Annotated in this window: 16 protein-coding genes and 4 pseudogenes; 5 read left to right on the top strand and 15 right to left on the bottom strand. The window is 73.2% G+C overall.

Features of this window, described 5'->3' with window-relative positions; translation table 11 throughout:
• Positions 1-293, bottom strand: a pseudogene (locus AB8Z36_RS11090) (ANTAR domain-containing response regulator); the annotation flags it as partial.
• Positions 294-367: 74 nt separating this feature from the next.
• On the opposite strand from AB8Z36_RS11090, the gene AB8Z36_RS11095 reads away from it, so the two are divergent.
• Complete coding sequence (locus AB8Z36_RS11095) at positions 368-1495, top strand: PAS domain-containing protein (RefSeq protein ID WP_369213068.1); 1128 nt, start codon at positions 368-370, stop codon at positions 1493-1495.
• Positions 1496-1510: 15 nt separating this feature from the next.
• On the opposite strand, the gene AB8Z36_RS11100 is transcribed toward AB8Z36_RS11095, so the two are convergent.
• Complete coding sequence (locus tag AB8Z36_RS11100) at positions 1511-2323, bottom strand: RNA polymerase sigma factor SigF (protein ID WP_369213069.1); 813 nt, start codon at positions 2321-2323, stop codon at positions 1511-1513.
• Between the two features lie 260 nt (positions 2324-2583).
• On the opposite strand from AB8Z36_RS11100, the gene AB8Z36_RS11105 reads away from it, so the two are divergent.
• Both AB8Z36_RS11105 and AB8Z36_RS11110 read left to right on the top strand, forming a co-directional pair.
• On the top strand, positions 2584-4248 hold the full coding sequence (locus AB8Z36_RS11105) for a thiamine pyrophosphate-dependent enzyme (protein ID WP_369213070.1): 1665 nt from the start codon (positions 2584-2586) through the stop codon (positions 4246-4248).
• Positions 4241-4681 (top strand): CBS domain-containing protein, encoded by a 441-nt coding sequence (locus AB8Z36_RS11110; protein ID WP_369213071.1) that lies wholly within the window; start codon positions 4241-4243, stop codon positions 4679-4681. The genes AB8Z36_RS11105 and AB8Z36_RS11110 overlap by 8 nt, the downstream gene beginning before the upstream one ends.
• Positions 4682-4699: 18 nt before the next feature.
• Here the strand turns inward: AB8Z36_RS11110 and AB8Z36_RS11115 are convergent, their stop codons facing one another.
• The 4 genes from AB8Z36_RS11115 to AB8Z36_RS11130 form a co-directional block, all read right to left on the bottom strand.
• The gene (locus AB8Z36_RS11115; RefSeq protein WP_369213072.1) at positions 4700-5713 is read right to left on the bottom strand and encodes a Ppx/GppA phosphatase family protein; all 1014 of its coding nucleotides are present in this window, start codon (positions 5711-5713) and stop codon (positions 4700-4702) included.
• A 97-nt stretch (positions 5714-5810) separates the two neighbouring features.
• Entirely contained in the window at positions 5811-6422 is a 612-nt protein-coding gene (locus AB8Z36_RS11120) for a TIGR03086 family metal-binding protein (RefSeq protein WP_369213073.1), read from the bottom strand.
• The gene (locus AB8Z36_RS11125) at positions 6419-6652 is read right to left on the bottom strand and encodes a DUF6158 family protein (RefSeq protein WP_369213074.1); all 234 of its coding nucleotides are present in this window, start codon (positions 6650-6652) and stop codon (positions 6419-6421) included. Before AB8Z36_RS11125 ends, AB8Z36_RS11120 begins: the two co-directional genes overlap by 4 nt.
• A gap of 134 nt (positions 6653-6786) precedes the next feature.
• Positions 6787-8415, bottom strand: a complete 1629-nt coding sequence (locus AB8Z36_RS11130; RefSeq protein WP_369213075.1) for an ABC-F family ATP-binding cassette domain-containing protein — start codon at positions 8413-8415, stop codon at positions 6787-6789.
• Between the two features lie 88 nt (positions 8416-8503).
• Between AB8Z36_RS11130 and AB8Z36_RS11135 the strand changes: the two are divergent.
• Positions 8504-9478 (top strand): annotated as a pseudogene (locus AB8Z36_RS11135) (phosphatase PAP2 family protein); the annotation flags it as partial.
• Between the two features lie 218 nt (positions 9479-9696).
• Complete coding sequence (locus AB8Z36_RS11140; protein ID WP_369213076.1) at positions 9697-10506, top strand: class I SAM-dependent methyltransferase; 810 nt, start codon at positions 9697-9699, stop codon at positions 10504-10506.
• 13 nt (positions 10507-10519) lie between these two features.
• On the opposite strand, the gene AB8Z36_RS11145 is transcribed toward AB8Z36_RS11140, so the two are convergent.
• The 9 genes and pseudogenes from AB8Z36_RS11145 to AB8Z36_RS11185 form a co-directional block, all read right to left on the bottom strand.
• Positions 10520-10783, bottom strand: a complete 264-nt coding sequence (locus AB8Z36_RS11145) for a gas vesicle protein K (protein ID WP_440581893.1) — start codon at positions 10781-10783, stop codon at positions 10520-10522.
• Between the two features lie 137 nt (positions 10784-10920).
• Positions 10921-11139 (bottom strand): gas vesicle protein, encoded by a 219-nt coding sequence (locus AB8Z36_RS11150; RefSeq protein WP_369213078.1) that lies wholly within the window; start codon positions 11137-11139, stop codon positions 10921-10923.
• Positions 11136-11957 carry a GvpL/GvpF family gas vesicle protein gene (locus tag AB8Z36_RS11155; protein ID WP_369213079.1) on the bottom strand — a complete coding sequence of 274 codons (822 nt, stop codon included), beginning with the start codon at positions 11955-11957 and terminating at the stop codon, positions 11136-11138. Before AB8Z36_RS11155 ends, AB8Z36_RS11150 begins: the two co-directional genes overlap by 4 nt.
• Entirely contained in the window at positions 11938-12291 is a 354-nt protein-coding gene (locus AB8Z36_RS11160) for a gas vesicle protein (RefSeq protein WP_369213080.1), read from the bottom strand. Before AB8Z36_RS11160 ends, AB8Z36_RS11155 begins: the two co-directional genes overlap by 20 nt.
• Positions 12288-13550, bottom strand: a complete 1263-nt coding sequence (locus AB8Z36_RS11165) for an SRPBCC family protein (RefSeq protein ID WP_369213081.1) — start codon at positions 13548-13550, stop codon at positions 12288-12290. The genes AB8Z36_RS11160 and AB8Z36_RS11165 overlap by 4 nt, the downstream gene beginning before the upstream one ends.
• Positions 13543-14211: a DNA primase gene (locus AB8Z36_RS11170; protein WP_369213082.1), complete on the bottom strand. Its 669-nt coding sequence runs from the start codon at positions 14209-14211 to the stop codon at positions 13543-13545. The genes AB8Z36_RS11165 and AB8Z36_RS11170 overlap by 8 nt, the downstream gene beginning before the upstream one ends.
• Positions 14211-14450 carry a gas vesicle protein GvpG gene (locus AB8Z36_RS11175; protein WP_369213083.1) on the bottom strand — a complete coding sequence of 80 codons (240 nt, stop codon included), beginning with the start codon at positions 14448-14450 and terminating at the stop codon, positions 14211-14213. The genes AB8Z36_RS11170 and AB8Z36_RS11175 overlap by 1 nt, the downstream gene beginning before the upstream one ends.
• 12 nt (positions 14451-14462) lie before the next feature.
• Positions 14463-14963 (bottom strand): annotated as a pseudogene (locus AB8Z36_RS11180) (GvpL/GvpF family gas vesicle protein); the annotation flags it as partial.
• A 28-nt stretch (positions 14964-14991) separates the two neighbouring features.
• Positions 14992-15112: pseudogene (locus AB8Z36_RS11185) on the bottom strand (gas vesicle synthesis-like protein); the annotation flags it as partial.

The raw sequence follows: 15112 nt of genomic DNA on the forward strand, positions 1-15112 counted from the left end.
CGGTACTCGGGCCAGCGGTCCTCGCGCAGCAGGTCCCCGGACTCGACCGGCGTGCCCCGCTCCTCGGCGGCGGGGATGGGTCCCTCGCCCGAGCGCAGCTGCGCGGCGACGAGACCGGCGAGGTCGGGGTGGGTGGTGGAGGCGGGGTGCTCGTCACCGCCGTCGCTGACCGTGGTGCTCGCGCCGCAGCAGCCCGGGGTGCAGCGCACGGCCTGCTCGGCGAGTTCGGAGAGCCTGCGTCCGGGCAGCGCGGAGTCGGGGCGGAGCAGGTCCGGATCCGGCAAAGGAGCCATGAGTCGTTCCTCCTCTCCCCCTCGGGTTCCCGTCAGGCCCTCCCGAAAACGGTCGGGGCGGCTAGGTTCGGGGCATGTCTCAGGCGGAGGACTTCGGCGAGGAGCTCGCGGATTTCGTGCGCCGTGTCGCCGAGTTGCGGTCGGCCCGTTCCGTTCCCGCGGCGGACCTCGGCACCGTGCTCGACGCGGCGATCTTCGAACTCGGGCACGTCGCGGACCGTTTGTGGCCCGCGTACGAGGCCCTGGTCGGCAACGACCGGCAGGGCGGCCCCGCGCCCGACCGGGAGGAGGAGCGGCTGCTGCGGGCGATCTTCCAGCGGCTGCCGCTGCCGGTGGCGCTCGTGGACCGGGAGACCAGGGTGCGGCGGATGAACACCGCGGCGACGGGCCTGACCGGCATCCGGGCCGGGTTCGCCGCGGGCCGCCCGCTGACCGGGTTCCTGCTCCACGCCGACCGGGTCGCCTTCCGCTCGCAGACCGCCGCGGTCGCGCGCGGCGACGGCGACCGCAGCGTCGTCGTCCACCTGCAGCCCCAGCCCGAACTGCCGGTCCGCGCGACGCTGGCGGCCCTGCGCCCCGGCGCCGAGCCGCGCACGGCGGTGCTCGTCGTGCTCCAGCCCTCGCTGACGCGCGAGCGCCAGGGGCCGCGCCCGCCGCGCCCCGCGCCCGACCTCGGCGAGGCGAAGCGGCACGCGGCCGGACTCGACCTGGCCGACGCCATGACGACGGCGCTCCTGAGCGCGCCCGCCGGAGACCGCCGGGCCGTCCACGAAGCGGCCGCCGCCGTGCTGCACTCCCGGTTCGCGGACTGGGTGGTGCTCGACGACGGGACACCGCGACCGCGCCGTACGAAGGTGCTGGGACCGCCGGACGCGCCGGTCGCGGACGTGGCCGCGCAGGACCCCGCCGCGTGCCCCCTGGTCGTCGAGGCGGCACGCGGCGGGGTGCCCGCGCTTCAGGTGCGCCCGGAGGACCCGGACGCCTTCGGCAGGGACGCGACCGGGGCGCCGGTCCTGGTCCGCGCCGAGGTCACCTCCCTGCTGTGCGTACCGCTCGCCGCGCCGGACGGCCCCGCGGAGGGCGTTCTCACGCTCTTCCGGTGCGGCGCCAGGCTCGCCTTCTCGCTGGCCGAGGCGCGGGCGGTCGACGTGCTCTCCCGCCACCTGGCGCTGGCCCTGCGGCGCACGGCGGGCACCGGGTGAGAGCCGCCAGGGCCGTCAGGCCGCGTCCCGCATCACCTGGTCGCGGAGCCGGTCGCAGCAGCGGCTGATGAGCCGGGAGACGTGCATCTGCGAGATGCCCATCTCGTCGGCGATGCTGCTCTGCGTCATGTCGCCGAAGAACCGCATGTACAGGATGGTCCGCTCCCGCTCCGGCAGCGCCTCGATACGCGGCCGGACGGCCTCGCGGTCCACGATGACGTCCAGGGCCGGGTCGGGGCCGCCGAGCGCGTCGCTGAGCGAGTAGCCGTCGCCGCTGCCCGGGAGTTCGGCGTCGAGGGAGAGCGCCGTGAAGCTCTCCAGCGCCTCCAGGCCGGTCCGCGCGTCCTCCTCGCTCATGTGCGCGTGGTCGGCGATCTCGGCGGTGGTGGGGGCGCGCCCGGAGACCGTCTGGGACAGGTCCTGGCTGGCGAACCGCACCCGGTTGCGCAGGTCCTGGACGCGGCGCGGCACGTGCAGGGTCCACATGTGGTCGCGGAAGTGCCGCTTGATCTCGCCGGTGACGGTCGGCACCGCGTAGCTCTCGAAGGCGGTGCCGCGCCGGGGGTCGTAGCGGTCGACGGCCTTCACCAGACCGAGGGCCGCGACCTGCCGCAGATCGTCGAGGGCCTCGCCGCGGTTGCGGAACCGTCCGGCGAGCCGCTCGGCCATGGGCAGCCAGGCCTGCACGATCTCGTCGCGCAGGACGTCCCGTTCAGGACCCTCGTCCAGCTCCACGAGCCGTTCGAACGCTTCGGTGGTGTCGGGTGCGTCGTCGTGCGGGTGACGCCTGCTCCTGGCGGGCAGCGTGCTGTTCGCGTGGGATCGCATGGTGCGCAACTCCCTGGGAAGGGTGCCTCTGGGTGGACGGTCACCGAGGGAGCGCGTACGCGTCGGACCACGACGGAAACACACCCGGGGGGCGGCGAAGCGCGCGGCTCCCACGGACGTGCCTCCGGTCCGAAGCACTTCTCTCCGCCTGCCCCGGACCCGGCAGGGCAAACACAGCGGATCTCGGCCCAGGTTTCCCCGGGGCTTCATCGGACACCCGGACGTGACCGTCGTTCCTCGACCCCGCGGAGGGTTGCGTCATGAGCGTCAAGGTCGCCGAGCACATCCGGGAGAGGCTGCGTGCCTGGGGCGTGGAGCAGGTCTTCAGCCGGCCCGGTGACGAGGAGACGGCGGCGCTGGAGGCGGTGGGCCACGCGAGGTCCGGCAGCCGTCTGGGGGTCTGCGCGGCCACGACGGGCCCCGGCGCCGTCCGCCTCCTGAACGGCCTGTCCGTCGCCGGGCCGGACCATGTGCCCGTGCTCGCCCTCATCGGGGAGACCGATCCGCACGGGCTCCGCGTGGACATGACGTTCGGCTTCGTGCGGGCCGTGACGGAACCCGGGCGGCTCCCTGACGTCATCGACGAGGCGGTGCGCACGGCGTACGCGCGCCGCTGCCCGACCGCCGTGATCGTCCCCGGTGACGTGGACGTACGCGCACTCGCCCGCGCCCCGCTCGGACCCGCCTCGGAGTCCGCCGCCCCGGACCCGGCCACCCCGGCGGGGCCGCCGTCACCCGAAGACCTGCGGCGCGCCGCCGATGTGCTGAACGCCGGGGACAAGGCGGCGGTCCTGATCGGGCAGGGCGCGGCGGGCGCGCGCGCCGAGGTCGAGGAGATCGCGGAGCTGCTCGGCGCCGGGGTCGCCAAGACGCTGCTCGCCAAGGACGCGCTGAGCGACGAACTCCCCGGCGTCACGGGGGTGATCGGCCCGCTCGGCACGCGCCCCTCGTACGAGCTGATGCGCGACTGCGACACCCTCCTGACGGTCGGTTCGAGCCTGCCCCCCGCGCGGTTCCTGCCCGGTGCCGAACCGGTGCGGGCCGTGCGGATCGACATCGAGCCGCTCCCGGCGGGGAACGGCCGCCCCGACGAGGCCGGTGCCTACGAGGCCGGTGCCTACGAGGCCGGCCTCGTAGGCGACGCGGGGGCGACGCTGCGCGCGCTGATCCCGCTGATCGACGGGGAACGCAGGGGCGTCCGCCACGAGTGGCGCGACGAGATCCGGGCGGGGATGACGCGCTGGAGGGACGTGCTGAGGCGCAGGGCCGAACTGTCCGCGGACCCGGTCAACCCGGAGTACGTGGCCCACGTCCTGGACCGGCTGCTCCCGAAGAACACCGTGCTCACCTGCGACTCCGGCCCGGTCGCCGCCTGGTGCGCGCGTCATCTCACGCTCCGCGACGGCATGCGCGCCGTGCTCCCCGGGACGCCCGACACGTCGGGGTGCGGGCTGCCGTACGCGATCGGGGCGAAGTACGCCCACCCCGACCGGCCCGTGATCGCCCTGGTCGGCGACGGCACCACACGGCTGGACGGGATGGCGGAGCTGGCCGACGCCGCGGCGTGCGGGGGACGGTGGGACGATCCCCGGCTCGTCGTCGCCGTCTGGCACGAGCGGGACCCCGGGACGCCGTACGCGGAGATCGCCCGCTCCCTCGGTCTCACCGGGGTCCTCGTGGAGCGCCCCGGTGAGGTCGAGGACGCCTGGCGCACGGCGCTGGCGGCGGACGGACCCACGGTGGTCGACTTCCGTACCGACCCCGCGGTGCGGCCGGTGCCGCCGCACGCCACCTGGGGGCAGTTCGAGGCGGCGGCCGCGGCGGTCCTGCGGGGCGAGGCGGGTCCGGCGGCGGTGAAGCAGGGCCTGAAGGCGAAGGTGCAGGAGTTTCTGCCGGGAGACGGAGGAGGGGACAGCCGTGACTGATCAGGTGCGGGACGTCATGTCACCGGGAGTCGTGGCGGTGCGGCCCGACGCCTCGCTCGTGGAGGCGGCGCAGCTCATGCGCGCGCAGGACATCGGGGACGTACTGGTGGCCGTGGACGGCCAGATCGTCGGCGTGCTCACCGACCGGGACATCACCCTGCGCGCGGTGGCCGACGGCGCCGATCCGCTGACGGTGAGCGCCCAGGCCGTCTGCACGCCGAGCCCGGTCGTGGTCGCGCCGGACGACTCCGTGGAGTACGCGGTCGACCTGATGCGCGACCACGCGGTCCGCAGGCTGCCGGTCGTGGAGGACGGCGACCCGGTGGGCATGGTGAGCCTCGGCGACCTGGCGCTCGCCCGCGACCCGTCGTCCGCGCTTGCCGACATCAGCCGCGCGGAACCGGACGGCTGGCCGGGGATCGCACAGGCCTGACGGCCCAGCGGGCCCGGGTCAGGGAGAGGCCGCCAGGCGCAGCGGGATCAGGTCGCTCTGCGGCGCGTGGCGGCCGCCCACGTGCTCCTTGCGTTCCCACCAGTCCGCGTCGCCGTCCTCGATGTAACGCAGGAGGATGCCTTCGCGCAGCGCCCAGGGGCAGACCGTCAGGACCTCCAGGCCCGTCAGCTTCATCGCCGTGTGCGCCACCACCGCGCCCGCCAGGCACTGGTCCGCCCGTGCCGCCGAGATGCCGGGGAGCTGGGCCCGTTCGTCCGCCGGGAGCCGCGTGAGGTCCTTGAGCGCCTCGCGGAGCCGTGGCCGCGCCAACTCCCGCTGCACGAACGGTCCGTAGCGTCCGGGCGGGGCGCCGCACAACCGGGCGAGCTGCTGGAACGTGCGCGAGGTCGCGACCGCCGCGTGCGGCATCTCCCAGCGGATGCGGGCGGCCACGTCCCGCAGCTGATGGCGCACCTGGCGCCGTACGGCCTTGATGTCCCGCTCCCCCGGCGGGTCCTGCCCGTCGAGGAACTGCCGGGTCAGACGGCGCGCGCCCAGCGGCAGGGAGACCGCGTAGTCCGGCAGGCGGCTGCGGCCGAAGGCCACCTCCAGCGAACCGCCGCCGATGTCGAAGAGCACCAGCGGGCCCGCGCTCCAGCCCATCCACCGCCGGGCGGCGAGGAACGTCAGCTCAGCCTCGGCCTCACCGGAGAGGGTGCGCAGCCGCAGCCCGGTCCCCGCCTCCACGGCGTCGAGCACCTCGGCCCGGTTCGGCGCGTCCCGCACGATCGAGGTGGCGAAGGCGAAGAGCGGCTGCGCCACGCCCCACCGGTGCGCCTCCTCCTGCACGTCACGCACCGCGTCGACGAGCTGCCGCACCGATTCCTCGCCGAGCCTGCCCTCGGCGTCCACGTGCTGGGCGAGCCGCAGCCGCCGCTTGCCCGTGTGGACGGGCAGCGGCACCTGCCCGTCGGCGTCCGCGACCACGAGCCGTACGGTGTTCGAACCCACATCCACCACGCCAACTCTCATGGCAGATCGGCTACCCCACCGCGCGGGTGAAGATTCGGCCAACGCCGCGTGAACATCTCCTGCCGCACTCGCCTCTCGCCCGTGCTCAACGGTCCGCTCAGACCTTTCGGCCGAGCATGTTGAGCAGCCGGGTCTGCTGGTCGGCGCCGGGCGGCGGCTCCACCGCGCGGTCGAAGAGCCCGGTCCCCGCCAGCTCATCGGCGTACGGCGTCACTTCACGTACGGCGAACTCCACCAGGTCGGCCGGGAGCTTCTCGTCCGCGCCGATCGCCCGCGAGAGGTCCCAGGCGTGCACCACCAGGTCCATGGTCATCTGTCCGCAGTAGTGCGTCGCGGAGGACTCGCCCGAGGACAGGTGGACGGTGCGGTCCAGGGCGCCCGGCTCGCGGAAGGCGGCGCGGGCCGCGGCGGCGGCGGTGTCCCAGGAGGCGACCGGGTCGGGGCCGAGCACGTCGCCCTCGAAGGAGTCGCCGACGCTCTCGATGGTGGCGCCGTCGCGGACCAGCGGGGGCACCCAGAGCTGCTCGCCGGTGAGATGGCCGACCAGGTCGCGCACGTTCCAGTCGGTGCAGGGAGTGGGCGCGTCCCACTGGTCGGGGCGGATGGCGTGCACCCGGTCGGAGAACAGGTCGAGCGCCTCGCCGTGCCGGTCGAGGAGCGATCCGCCGCCGCTGTCCCGGTCTGCCGCGTGGGCCGTTTCGTTGCTCACGAGTCGGCGCCCTTCCGTTCGCGCGCGCCCTCACGGGTCCGTCCCGGCGCGACCGACCTGCGCGGATGGCGCCGGAGGTACTCGCCCTCCAGCTCCGCCATGCGGTCGTTGTGGGCGCGCAGCGCGTCGTCCGAGCCGTGCAGGAGAGTGGTGTGGCGGGTCCGGTGGATCGCCTCGAGCTCCCTTATGAGCTGCTGGTCGTCCAGCTGATCCGGTTCGACTCCGGTCATGGGTCGCTCCTCGTAGCGTCGGTCCGTGCCCACCGTGTAACCCCATCGGCACGGCCTACTCAGGATGCAACGCACCCGCCGACCGCGCTCCCCACGGCGGCCGGACGGGCGGTCCGGGGACCGCCCCCACCGGGCTACCGCGCGCGCTCCACCCGGCGCTCGTCCCACACCGGCTCCGGCGTCTCACGGACCCGGCCGTCGCTGCCGAAGACGAGATAGCGGTCGAAGGAGCGGGCGAACCAGCGGTCGTGGGTGACCGCGAGGACCGTGCCCTGGAAGGCTTCGAGCCCCTCCTGGAGGGCCTCGGCCGACTCCAGGTCGAGGTTGTCCGTGGGCTCGTCGAGGAGCAGGGCGGTGCAGCCCTCGAGTTCCAGGAGCAGGATCTGGAACCGGGCCTGCTGGCCGCCGGAGAGGCGGTCGAAGTTCTGCTCGGCCTGGGCCGTCAGTTCGTAGCGCCGCAGCCGTGACATCGCGGCGCCCCGGTCCTGGGCGTGCTCGCGCCAGAGGATGTCGAGGAGCGGGCGGCCCACCAGCTCCGGGTGGGAGTGGGTCTGCGCGAAGTGGCCCGGCACGACGCGCGCGCCGAGCTTGAAGAACCCGGTGTGCGGCACCGGGTTGCCGGGGTCGCCCGCGAGCAGCCGCAGGAAGTGCGACTTGCCGGAGCCGTTGGAGCCGAGGACGGCGACCCGCTCGCCGTAGAAGACCTCCAGGTCGAAGGGTTTCATCAGCCCGGTCAGTTCGAGGTTCTCGCAGGTCACGGCGCGTACGCCGGTGCGTCCTCCGTGCAGGCGCATGGTGATGTCCTGCTCGCGCGGCGGCTCGGGCGGCGGCCCCGCCTCCTCGAACTTGCGGAGCCTGGTCTGCGCCGCGTGGTAGCGCGAGGCCAGCTCATGGCTGACGTCGGCGGCCTGGCGCAGGGTGCGCACCAGCTTCTTGAGCTGCTCGTGCTTCTCGTCCCAGCGGCGGCGCAGCTCCTCGAAGCGCGCGAAGCGCTCCTTGCGGGCCTCGTGGAACGTCTCGAAACCGCCGCCGTGCACCCAGGCGTCGGCGCCCTCCGGGCTCTGCTCGACGCTGACGATCTTCTCGGCGGCGCGGGCGAGCAGCTCCCTGTCGTGGGAGACGAACAGGACGGTCTTGCGGGTCTCCCTGAGCTGGTCCTCCAGCCAGCGCTTGCCGGGGACGTCGAGGTAGTTGTCCGGCTCGTCCAGGAGCAGCACCTCGTCCGTGCCGCGCAGCAGCGCCTCAAGGACCAGTCGCTTCTGCTCGCCGCCGGAGAGCGTGCGGACCTCACGGAACTGTGCCTTGTCGTACGGCACGCCGAGCGCGGCCGTGGTGCAGATGTCCCAGAGCGTCTCCGCCTCGTACCCCTGGACCTCGGCCCAGTCCGAGAGCGCCTGCGCGTAACTCATCTGGGCGGCCTCGTCGTCGACCGTCATGATCGCGTGCTCGGCGGCGTCCACCGCCTTCGCGGCCTCGCGAATCCTGGGCTGTGCGACCGATACGAGCAGGTCGCGCACGGTGCTCTCGTCCCGTACGGAGCCGACGAACTGGGGCATCACACCGAGTCCGCCGCTGACGTTGACACCGCCGCCGTGCGGCTGGAGCTCACCGGAGAGCAGCCGGAGCAGGGTGGTCTTGCCCGCGCCGTTGGCCCCGACCAGGGCGACGACGGAACCCTCGCCGACCCGGAAGGAGACGTCGCCGAGCAGCGCCCGCCCGTCCGGCAAGTAGTACTCCAGGTGCGCTGCTTCCAGATGTCCCATGGGGCGGATTCTCCGTGCCGGGCGCCCGCCGGAGCAAACCGGTTTCCCCGGCGGTAGTGCCGGACACCGCTTCGGGTACCCGGAGCGCATGAGCACAGATGCCACCCCCATGCACACCGACACCCTGCGGGCCCGGCTGCTCGCGCTGGACTCCCGGGCCTTCGAGGCCGTCGCCGTACGGCACTGGCCGGGCGGCGACCGCCTGCTGCCCCGGCTGAGCCGGAGCGCCAACCACGGGCTGCTCTGGTTCGGCACGGCCGCGGCCATGGCGGCGGTCGGCGGCCCACGGGCCCGCCGCGCGGCCGTGCGCGGCGTCGCCTCGCTCGCGCTGGCCTCCGCCACCATCAACACCCTCGGCAAGCGCTCGGTGCGCCGTCCGAGGCCGCTTCTGGACTCCGTGCCGCTCATGCGGCAGCTGAAGCGGCAGCCCATCACCACCTCGTTCCCCTCGGGCCACTCCGCGTCCGCCGCCGCCTTCGCCACGGGTGTGGCGCTGGAGTCGGGCGGCTGGGGCGCCGCCGTCGCGCCGGTCGCGGGTGCGGTGGCGCTGTCCCGCGTCTATACGGGCGTGCACTTCCCCGGCGACGTGGCCGTGGGCGCCGCCCTCGGCGTGGGCGCCGCCTTCGCGGTGCGCGGCCTCGCCTCCTTCCGCAGGCCGCGCACGCCCGGCAGGACCCGGGCCGCCGCACCCGCGCTGCCCGGCGGCGAGGGCCTGGTCGTGGTCGCCGAGTTCGACGCCGGTGAGCGGGCCGAGGCCCTGCGCGAGGCGCTCCCCCGCGCGGAGTTCGTGGTCTGCGACGCCACGGAGCTGCCCGCCGAGCTGGAGAAGGCGGCCGACCGGGGGCGGGCCATCGGGGTCTGCGGGAACGACGCCGCGGTGAACGTCGCCGCGGCCGTCGCCCTGCGGCACGCCCTGCCGCTCGCGGTCCTGCCGGGCGGCGCCTCGGGACGCTTCGCGTACGAGATCGGCGTCGAGGAGGCGCTGGACGTGTGCCGCGCCGTGGAGACGGGCGGCGCGGTGGCGGTCGCCGCGGAGCGGCTGCGCGCGGGCGACGGCGCGGGCGACGGCGGGACCAGCCCGGGCGGAAGCGACGGTGTCCTCACCGTCTACCGCCCGCTGCCGAACGCCGAATGACCACAGCGGCCTCCTCCTCCATGACCACATATTGATACGCGGGTCTCATTATTCGGCATGGCGGCGTACGGTTCCCGGTACCGCAGCACGTCCGGCGGACCGCGAAGAGAAACCGCGAAGAGAAGACGAGGGAGTGGGGCACCGCCATGCCGAGGGAGACCGCCGTCTACACGCACGGGCACCACGAGTCCGTACTGCGCTCACACACCTGGCGCACCGCCGCCAACTCGGCGGCCTACCTCATCGGCTCGCTCAAGCCCCACATGAAGGTGCTCGACATCGGCTGCGGGCCCGGCACCATCACCGCCGACCTGGCGGAGCTGGTGCCGGACGGCCATGTCACGGGCGTGGACCGGGCGCCGGACATCCTCGGCCGGGCCCGCGCGACGGCCGCGGGGCGCGGTCTGACGAACGTCGACTTCGCCGTCGCCGACGTGCACGAGCTCGACTACCCCGACGACTCCTTCTGCGTCGTCCACGCCCACCAGGTGCTCCAGCACGTGGGCGACCCGGTGCGCGCGCTGCGCGAGATGCGGCGGGTGTGCAGGCCGGGCGGCATCGTCGCGGTCCGCGACGCGGACTACGCGGCGATGACCTGGTACCCCGAGGTGCCCGCCCTGGACGACTGGCTGGACCTCTACCGGCGGGTGGCCCGCGCGTGCGGCGGCGAGCCCGACGCGGGCCGCCGCCTGCGGGCCTGGGCGCTGCGGGCCGGGTTCACCGACATCACGTCGACCGCCGCGACCTGGTGCTACGCCTCGAAGGACGAGCGGGCCTGGTGGAGCGGCCTGTGGGCGGACCGCACGGTCGCCTCCTCCTACGCCGACCGCGCGGTGGCGGGCGGACACGCGGACGCCGCGCGGCTCGATGCCATCGCGGCGGCGTGGCGCACCTGGGGCGCCGAGGCGGAGGGGTGGTTCGCGGTACTGCACGGCGAGGTGCTCTGCCGGAAGTAGCGTCCGCCGCGCGCTACTCCCTGGGCAGCAGGGGGCCCAGCGGCCCGAGGTCCAGGTTCAGGTCCTCCGGCTTCAGTCCGTACCGGTCGCGCAGCTCGCCCATCCGGTCCTCCAGGAGCATCAGTGTCAGGCCGATCCGCTCCTCCTGGTCCTCGGTGAGGTCGCCGGTGTCGAAGCGGCGCACGGCCTGGCGCTCCATGAGCTGCCGCAGCAGTTCGATGATGGTCAGGACCAGTTTCACCAGGTCCCGCTCGACGGTGTCGGGGTCGAGGTCCATCCGCGTGCGGCCGCCGGGTTCGGCCTTCGCGCCGGTCGCGATGGTCTCCGCGACGTCGGCGAGCCCGGGGGCGGGGGCGGAGTGGGCCGCCGGGGCGGGCTCCTGCTCCGTACGGGATTCGGGGTCGGGCTCCATCGTCACTCCGGTTCCCTCCGCGACGACGGCATCGGCCCGCTGTCCGGCCACGGCGAGGGCACGTTCTCGTTGACCGAGCTGATCAGGGCGTTCAGGTCGATGCGCACGAGGTCGACGTCCGCGATCCGCAGCGTGATGTCGCCGGTGATGACCACGCCGCCCGCGAGAAGCCGGTCGAGCAGGTCCACCAGGGCTATCTCCCTGCGCTCCACGACGGTCACCGCGCACGCCCCGTCCCGCCGCCGTCCGCCGCGTCGTCCCCGGTGAAGGAGTACGCGGCCCACGGCCCCGTCAGCTCCACCGTCAGGCCCGTGGTGTCGGCGTCCTTCGTGCGGTCCACGAGCTCCACGAACTCCTCGGAGTGCGCGCGGGGCACCAGATAGGCGGCGTTCAGGATGTTGCGGCCCGGGGTGTTCGAGAGCGACGCGTTCTGCGGCGCGTGCAGCCGGGAGTCGTCGGCGTGCCGCGCGAGGTCCTCGTGCAGCCGCTGGGCGAAGACCTCGGCCCGCTTCCAGCCCTCGTCCTGGGCGGTGCGCTGCTCGCGGCGGCGGCGCAGGTAGTCACGGCCGGAGAGCGGCTTCTGAGCCTCCGCCGACGCGGACGCCGACGTCCGCTGCTCGGACGGGTCCGCGCTCGCCAGGTGGACCTTGACGCCCCACTCCACGCAGCCGTCGATCCGGTCCAGGACGCGCCAGAACCGCGCGGCGCCCTCCTCCAGCATCGTGCGCACCCCGCTGTCGTCCCGGAAGACGGTCGCGAGGCGCAGCGGCAGCGGGCAGGTGACCGACGTGAGGGCGCCGATCACCCGCTGGTGGGCGCGGGCGGTCTCGGAGAGCCAGTCCAGGTCCTCCAGGTGCGCGCGCAGCGGCTCCTCGGCGAAGTCCCGCTCCGGCACGGGGCCCACGAGGGCGACCAGGCCCTCGTGGGTGAGCTGCCGCGGCGGGACGCCGCCGACCCCGGTCAGGTCGGCGGCGAGGGGTGCGTCCAGAGGGCGGCACACCGCGTACACGTACCGCAGTTCATGGCTTGCGACGCTCACGTGACTCCTTCTCGGCGGGCTCCAGGGATTCGCGTCCCTCGAGCTCCTCGATACGCCGTCTCAGCTCGGCGTTCTCCTGGGCGAGCTCGCCCCGGTGCGCTCCTGAGGAGAGCGCCGGGTCGTTCTCCCACCAGTCGATACCCATTTCCTTGGCCTTGTCGACCGACGCCACGATGAGGCGGAGCTTAATGGTGAGCAGTTCGATGTCGAGCAGGTTGATCTTGATGTCACCCGCGATGACGATGCCCTTGTCCAGCACACGTTCGAGGATGTCGGCGAGGTTGGCTCCGCCGCCGCTTCCATAGGGGTCGGGCAGTCTGCCGGGTGTGGTCATCGACGGCCCCGTCCGCCACCGGAGGACTCGGCGTACTCGCGCCGCTTGTCCTCGTCGGCCTCGGGCTCGTCGGCCTCGGGCTCGTCCTCGTATTCGGCCTCCGGCTCGTCCGCCCGCTCGTCCTCGGGCTCCTCCTCGTCCTCGTACTCGGCCTCCGGCTCGTCGTCCTCCGGCTCGTCCTCATACTCGGCCTCGGGGGCGTCGTCCTCGGGAGCCTCTTCCTCTTCCTCTTCGTCGTACTCGGACTCGGGCTCGTCCTCCGCGGCCTCGTCCCGCTCGTCGACCGGCTCGTCGTCCCGCTCGTCGTCGTCCTCGTACTCGGACTCGGGCTCGTCGCGGTCCTCGTACTCCGACTCGGCGTTCTGGTCCTCGCCCCCGGCCCCGGCGCCGCTCTCGCTCTCGTTCTCGCTCTCGTTCTCTTCGCGCTCCTCCTCCGCCACCGCGTCCTCGTGGCTGCGGACGACCTCGCCGTCGCGGATCTCCCCGCGCCAGCCGTCGCTCGCCTCGCCGCGGATCGAGATGTGCCGGGCGAAGTTCTTGAGGTCGAGGCGTGCCCTGCGGCCCTGGGCGCGCCAGATGTTGCCGGTCTTCTCGAAGAGGCCCTTCGGGTAGTACTCGATGACGAGCAGCACCCGGGTGAGGTTCTCGCCCAGCGGGTGGAAGGTGACGACGCCCTTGGTCGTGCCCTTGGCGCCCTCCGAGGTCCAGCTGATCCGCTGGTCGGGAACCTGCTCGGTCGTGTGCGCCTTCCAGCTCCGGCTCGACCAGAAGACCTTGAGCTTCCAGTCGGTGTCCGTGTCGCTCGCCACGGTGGCGCCCTTGACGCCCTTGGCGAACGTGGAGAACTCCTGGTACTGGGTCCACTGGTCGTACGCCTCGCGGACCGGCACGCCCACGTCGATGTACTCCAGGATCACCGTGGGCTTCTGGCCCGCGCCGCCCTTCTTCCGCTTGCCGCCGCCGAGACCCTTGAAGGCGTCGGTGACCTTGTCCTTCAGATGGCCGCCGCCGAGCTCCAGGGCGCTGCGCACCGGGCCCTTGCCCTCGGAGACCTTTCTGCCCGCCTGGAGCGCCAGTTTGCCGAAGCCGGGACTGTTGCCGTCGGCGATGTCGTTCAGCTTGTTCGTGGCGTCGCCGAGCTTGTGGCCCACACCGACGAGCATGCGCTCCGCCTGGGCCATGAGGTAGGACTGCGCCTCCTCCTTCAGGCGGTCGACGGCGGGGCCGCGCGCGATGTTGCTCAGGGGAGAGTCAGCCATGGTCACGGCCTCCCTTCGACGTGCCCGAGCGGGCCGAGGAGGTCGCCTTGCGGGCGGTGCCACGGGCCGCGGTGGACTTCTTCTGCGCGGTCTTGCGCGCCGTGCCCTGCGAGGTCTTCTTGGCCGGAGCCTTCTTCGCCGCCCTGGGGGCGGACTTCGCGTCCGGCTTCGACGCGGAACGGGACCCGGACGACCGCTTCGACGGCGCCTTGTCGCGCGACCGGCCGTTGGAGGCGGACTTGTCGTCCTGGCCCCGGCCCTCGTCCTCCTCCTCATCGGCGTCGTCGGCGTCGTCGTCGCGTCCCACGACCGTGCCCTTGACGTTCTTGGCCTCGTCGGGCACCACACCGGAGATGCGGTCCTGGACATCCAGGGTGCGGTCGTGCAGCCGGTCGGCGAGACCTTCGAGCTGCCGGTTCAGGAGGGACCCCGTCGCGGCCTTGCCCACGCCCCGCAGATCCTGCCTGAGCTGGTCGCCTATCTCCTTGAACTGCGGGTTGTTCTCCAGCTGCTGGGTCACCAGTGAACCCAGCGCCTTGGGGCTCAGGTTCAGCCGTTTACCGGCCACCATCGTGCCCACGGCGAACGCGAACTTCGCCTTCTTCGTGCGACCGAGGACGTATCCAGCGCCCACGGCCAGGCCCACTGCCAGTCGATTCATCAGAAGTCCTGTCCTGTGCTGTGTTGCAGCCTGTCGAGGAGCTCGTCCTCGCGCCGCTCGAACTCGTCCTCGTCGATCTCGCCCGCCTCCAGGCGCTCTTCCAGCTGGGAGAGTTCACGGCGGATGGCCGAAGGGTCGTAGTACTGCCGCTCCGCCTCGTCGACCACCTGCCGCAGCACCCAGAGGGAGCCGCGGGCCGGGGCCAGAGGCAGCATGAGCAGTTCACCGATCAGTCCCATGGCACCGCTCCGCTACTCCGCGGGCTGCGAGGGCCCCGGGTCGACGAAGCTGTACGGGGGAAGCGGACCGTGCACCCGCAGTTCGAGCTGCGGCTGACCGGCCTTGAGTTCCTCGACCGCCGAGAGGAAGCCCTCGGCCGACTTGCGGTTGACCAGGAACGAGATGTTCGCCAGCCAGCCGGTGCCCTCGGGCCCCGCCTCGATCGCCTCGGCGGTCGGTTCCAGGGCGCGCCGCACCTCGACGGCGTCGCTCTGCTCGCGGGCCCGCACGGTGTTGGAGACGGCCTCGCCGAGCTTCAGCTTCTGCTCCTGGGAGCCGCCGCCCTCGCGCTGGTTGGCCTCGACCATGGCGCGCAGCTCCGGGTTCTCGGCGAGGACCTGGTGCAGTACGGCCTGTTCGTTGTGGGAGGCCTTGACGTTGTACTCGACCTTGCCGTCGAGGGCGTGCAGGCGCTCGCCGTAGTGGTCGGCGCGCTCGCCGAGGACGCTGACGACCGTCTCGTCGTCCGGGCGCTGCTCGCGATGCCGTAGACGTAGGTGGTCACTCCTGCTCCTCCTTACGGCGGGACGAGGAGGAGCGCCGGGCGCGCGGGCGTTCCTCGCGCTGGCCTTCCACACGGGACTGCTTGAAGGCGTCCGATATCGTCTCGGCCGCTCCGGAG

Origin of the sequence: Streptomyces flavofungini (assembly GCF_041028215.1) — a bacterium.
In the GTDB taxonomy this organism is placed as follows: domain Bacteria; phylum Actinomycetota; class Actinomycetes; order Streptomycetales; family Streptomycetaceae; genus Streptomyces; species Streptomyces flavofungini_B.

What these genes read in the sequence shown, in the direction of transcription:
- AB8Z36_RS11095 (WP_369213068.1), top strand. Translation starts at nt 368, where the DNA reads ATGTCTCAGGCGGAGGACTTCGGCGAGGAGCTCGCGGATTTCGTGCGC.
- AB8Z36_RS11100 (WP_369213069.1), bottom strand. Translation starts at nt 2,323, where the DNA reads ATGCGATCCCACGCGAACAGCACGCTGCCCGCCAGGAGCAGGCGTCAC.
- AB8Z36_RS11105 (WP_369213070.1), top strand. Translation starts at nt 2,584, where the DNA reads ATGAGCGTCAAGGTCGCCGAGCACATCCGGGAGAGGCTGCGTGCCTGG.
- AB8Z36_RS11115 (WP_369213072.1), bottom strand. Translation starts at nt 5,713, where the DNA reads ATGAGAGTTGGCGTGGTGGATGTGGGTTCGAACACCGTACGGCTCGTG.
- AB8Z36_RS11125 (WP_369213074.1), bottom strand. Translation starts at nt 6,652, where the DNA reads ATGACCGGAGTCGAACCGGATCAGCTGGACGACCAGCAGCTCATAAGG.
- AB8Z36_RS11130 (WP_369213075.1), bottom strand. Translation starts at nt 8,415, where the DNA reads ATGGGACATCTGGAAGCAGCGCACCTGGAGTACTACTTGCCGGACGGG.
- AB8Z36_RS11140 (WP_369213076.1), top strand. Translation starts at nt 9,697, where the DNA reads ATGCCGAGGGAGACCGCCGTCTACACGCACGGGCACCACGAGTCCGTA.
- AB8Z36_RS11145 (WP_440581893.1), bottom strand. Translation starts at nt 10,783, where the DNA reads ATGGACCTCGACCCCGACACCGTCGAGCGGGACCTGGTGAAACTGGTC.
- AB8Z36_RS11160 (WP_369213080.1), bottom strand. Translation starts at nt 12,291, where the DNA reads ATGACCACACCCGGCAGACTGCCCGACCCCTATGGAAGCGGCGGCGGA.
- AB8Z36_RS11165 (WP_369213081.1), bottom strand. Translation starts at nt 13,550, where the DNA reads ATGGCTGACTCTCCCCTGAGCAACATCGCGCGCGGCCCCGCCGTCGAC.
- AB8Z36_RS11170 (WP_369213082.1), bottom strand. Translation starts at nt 14,211, where the DNA reads ATGAATCGACTGGCAGTGGGCCTGGCCGTGGGCGCTGGATACGTCCTC.
- AB8Z36_RS11175 (WP_369213083.1), bottom strand. Translation starts at nt 14,450, where the DNA reads ATGGGACTGATCGGTGAACTGCTCATGCTGCCTCTGGCCCCGGCCCGC.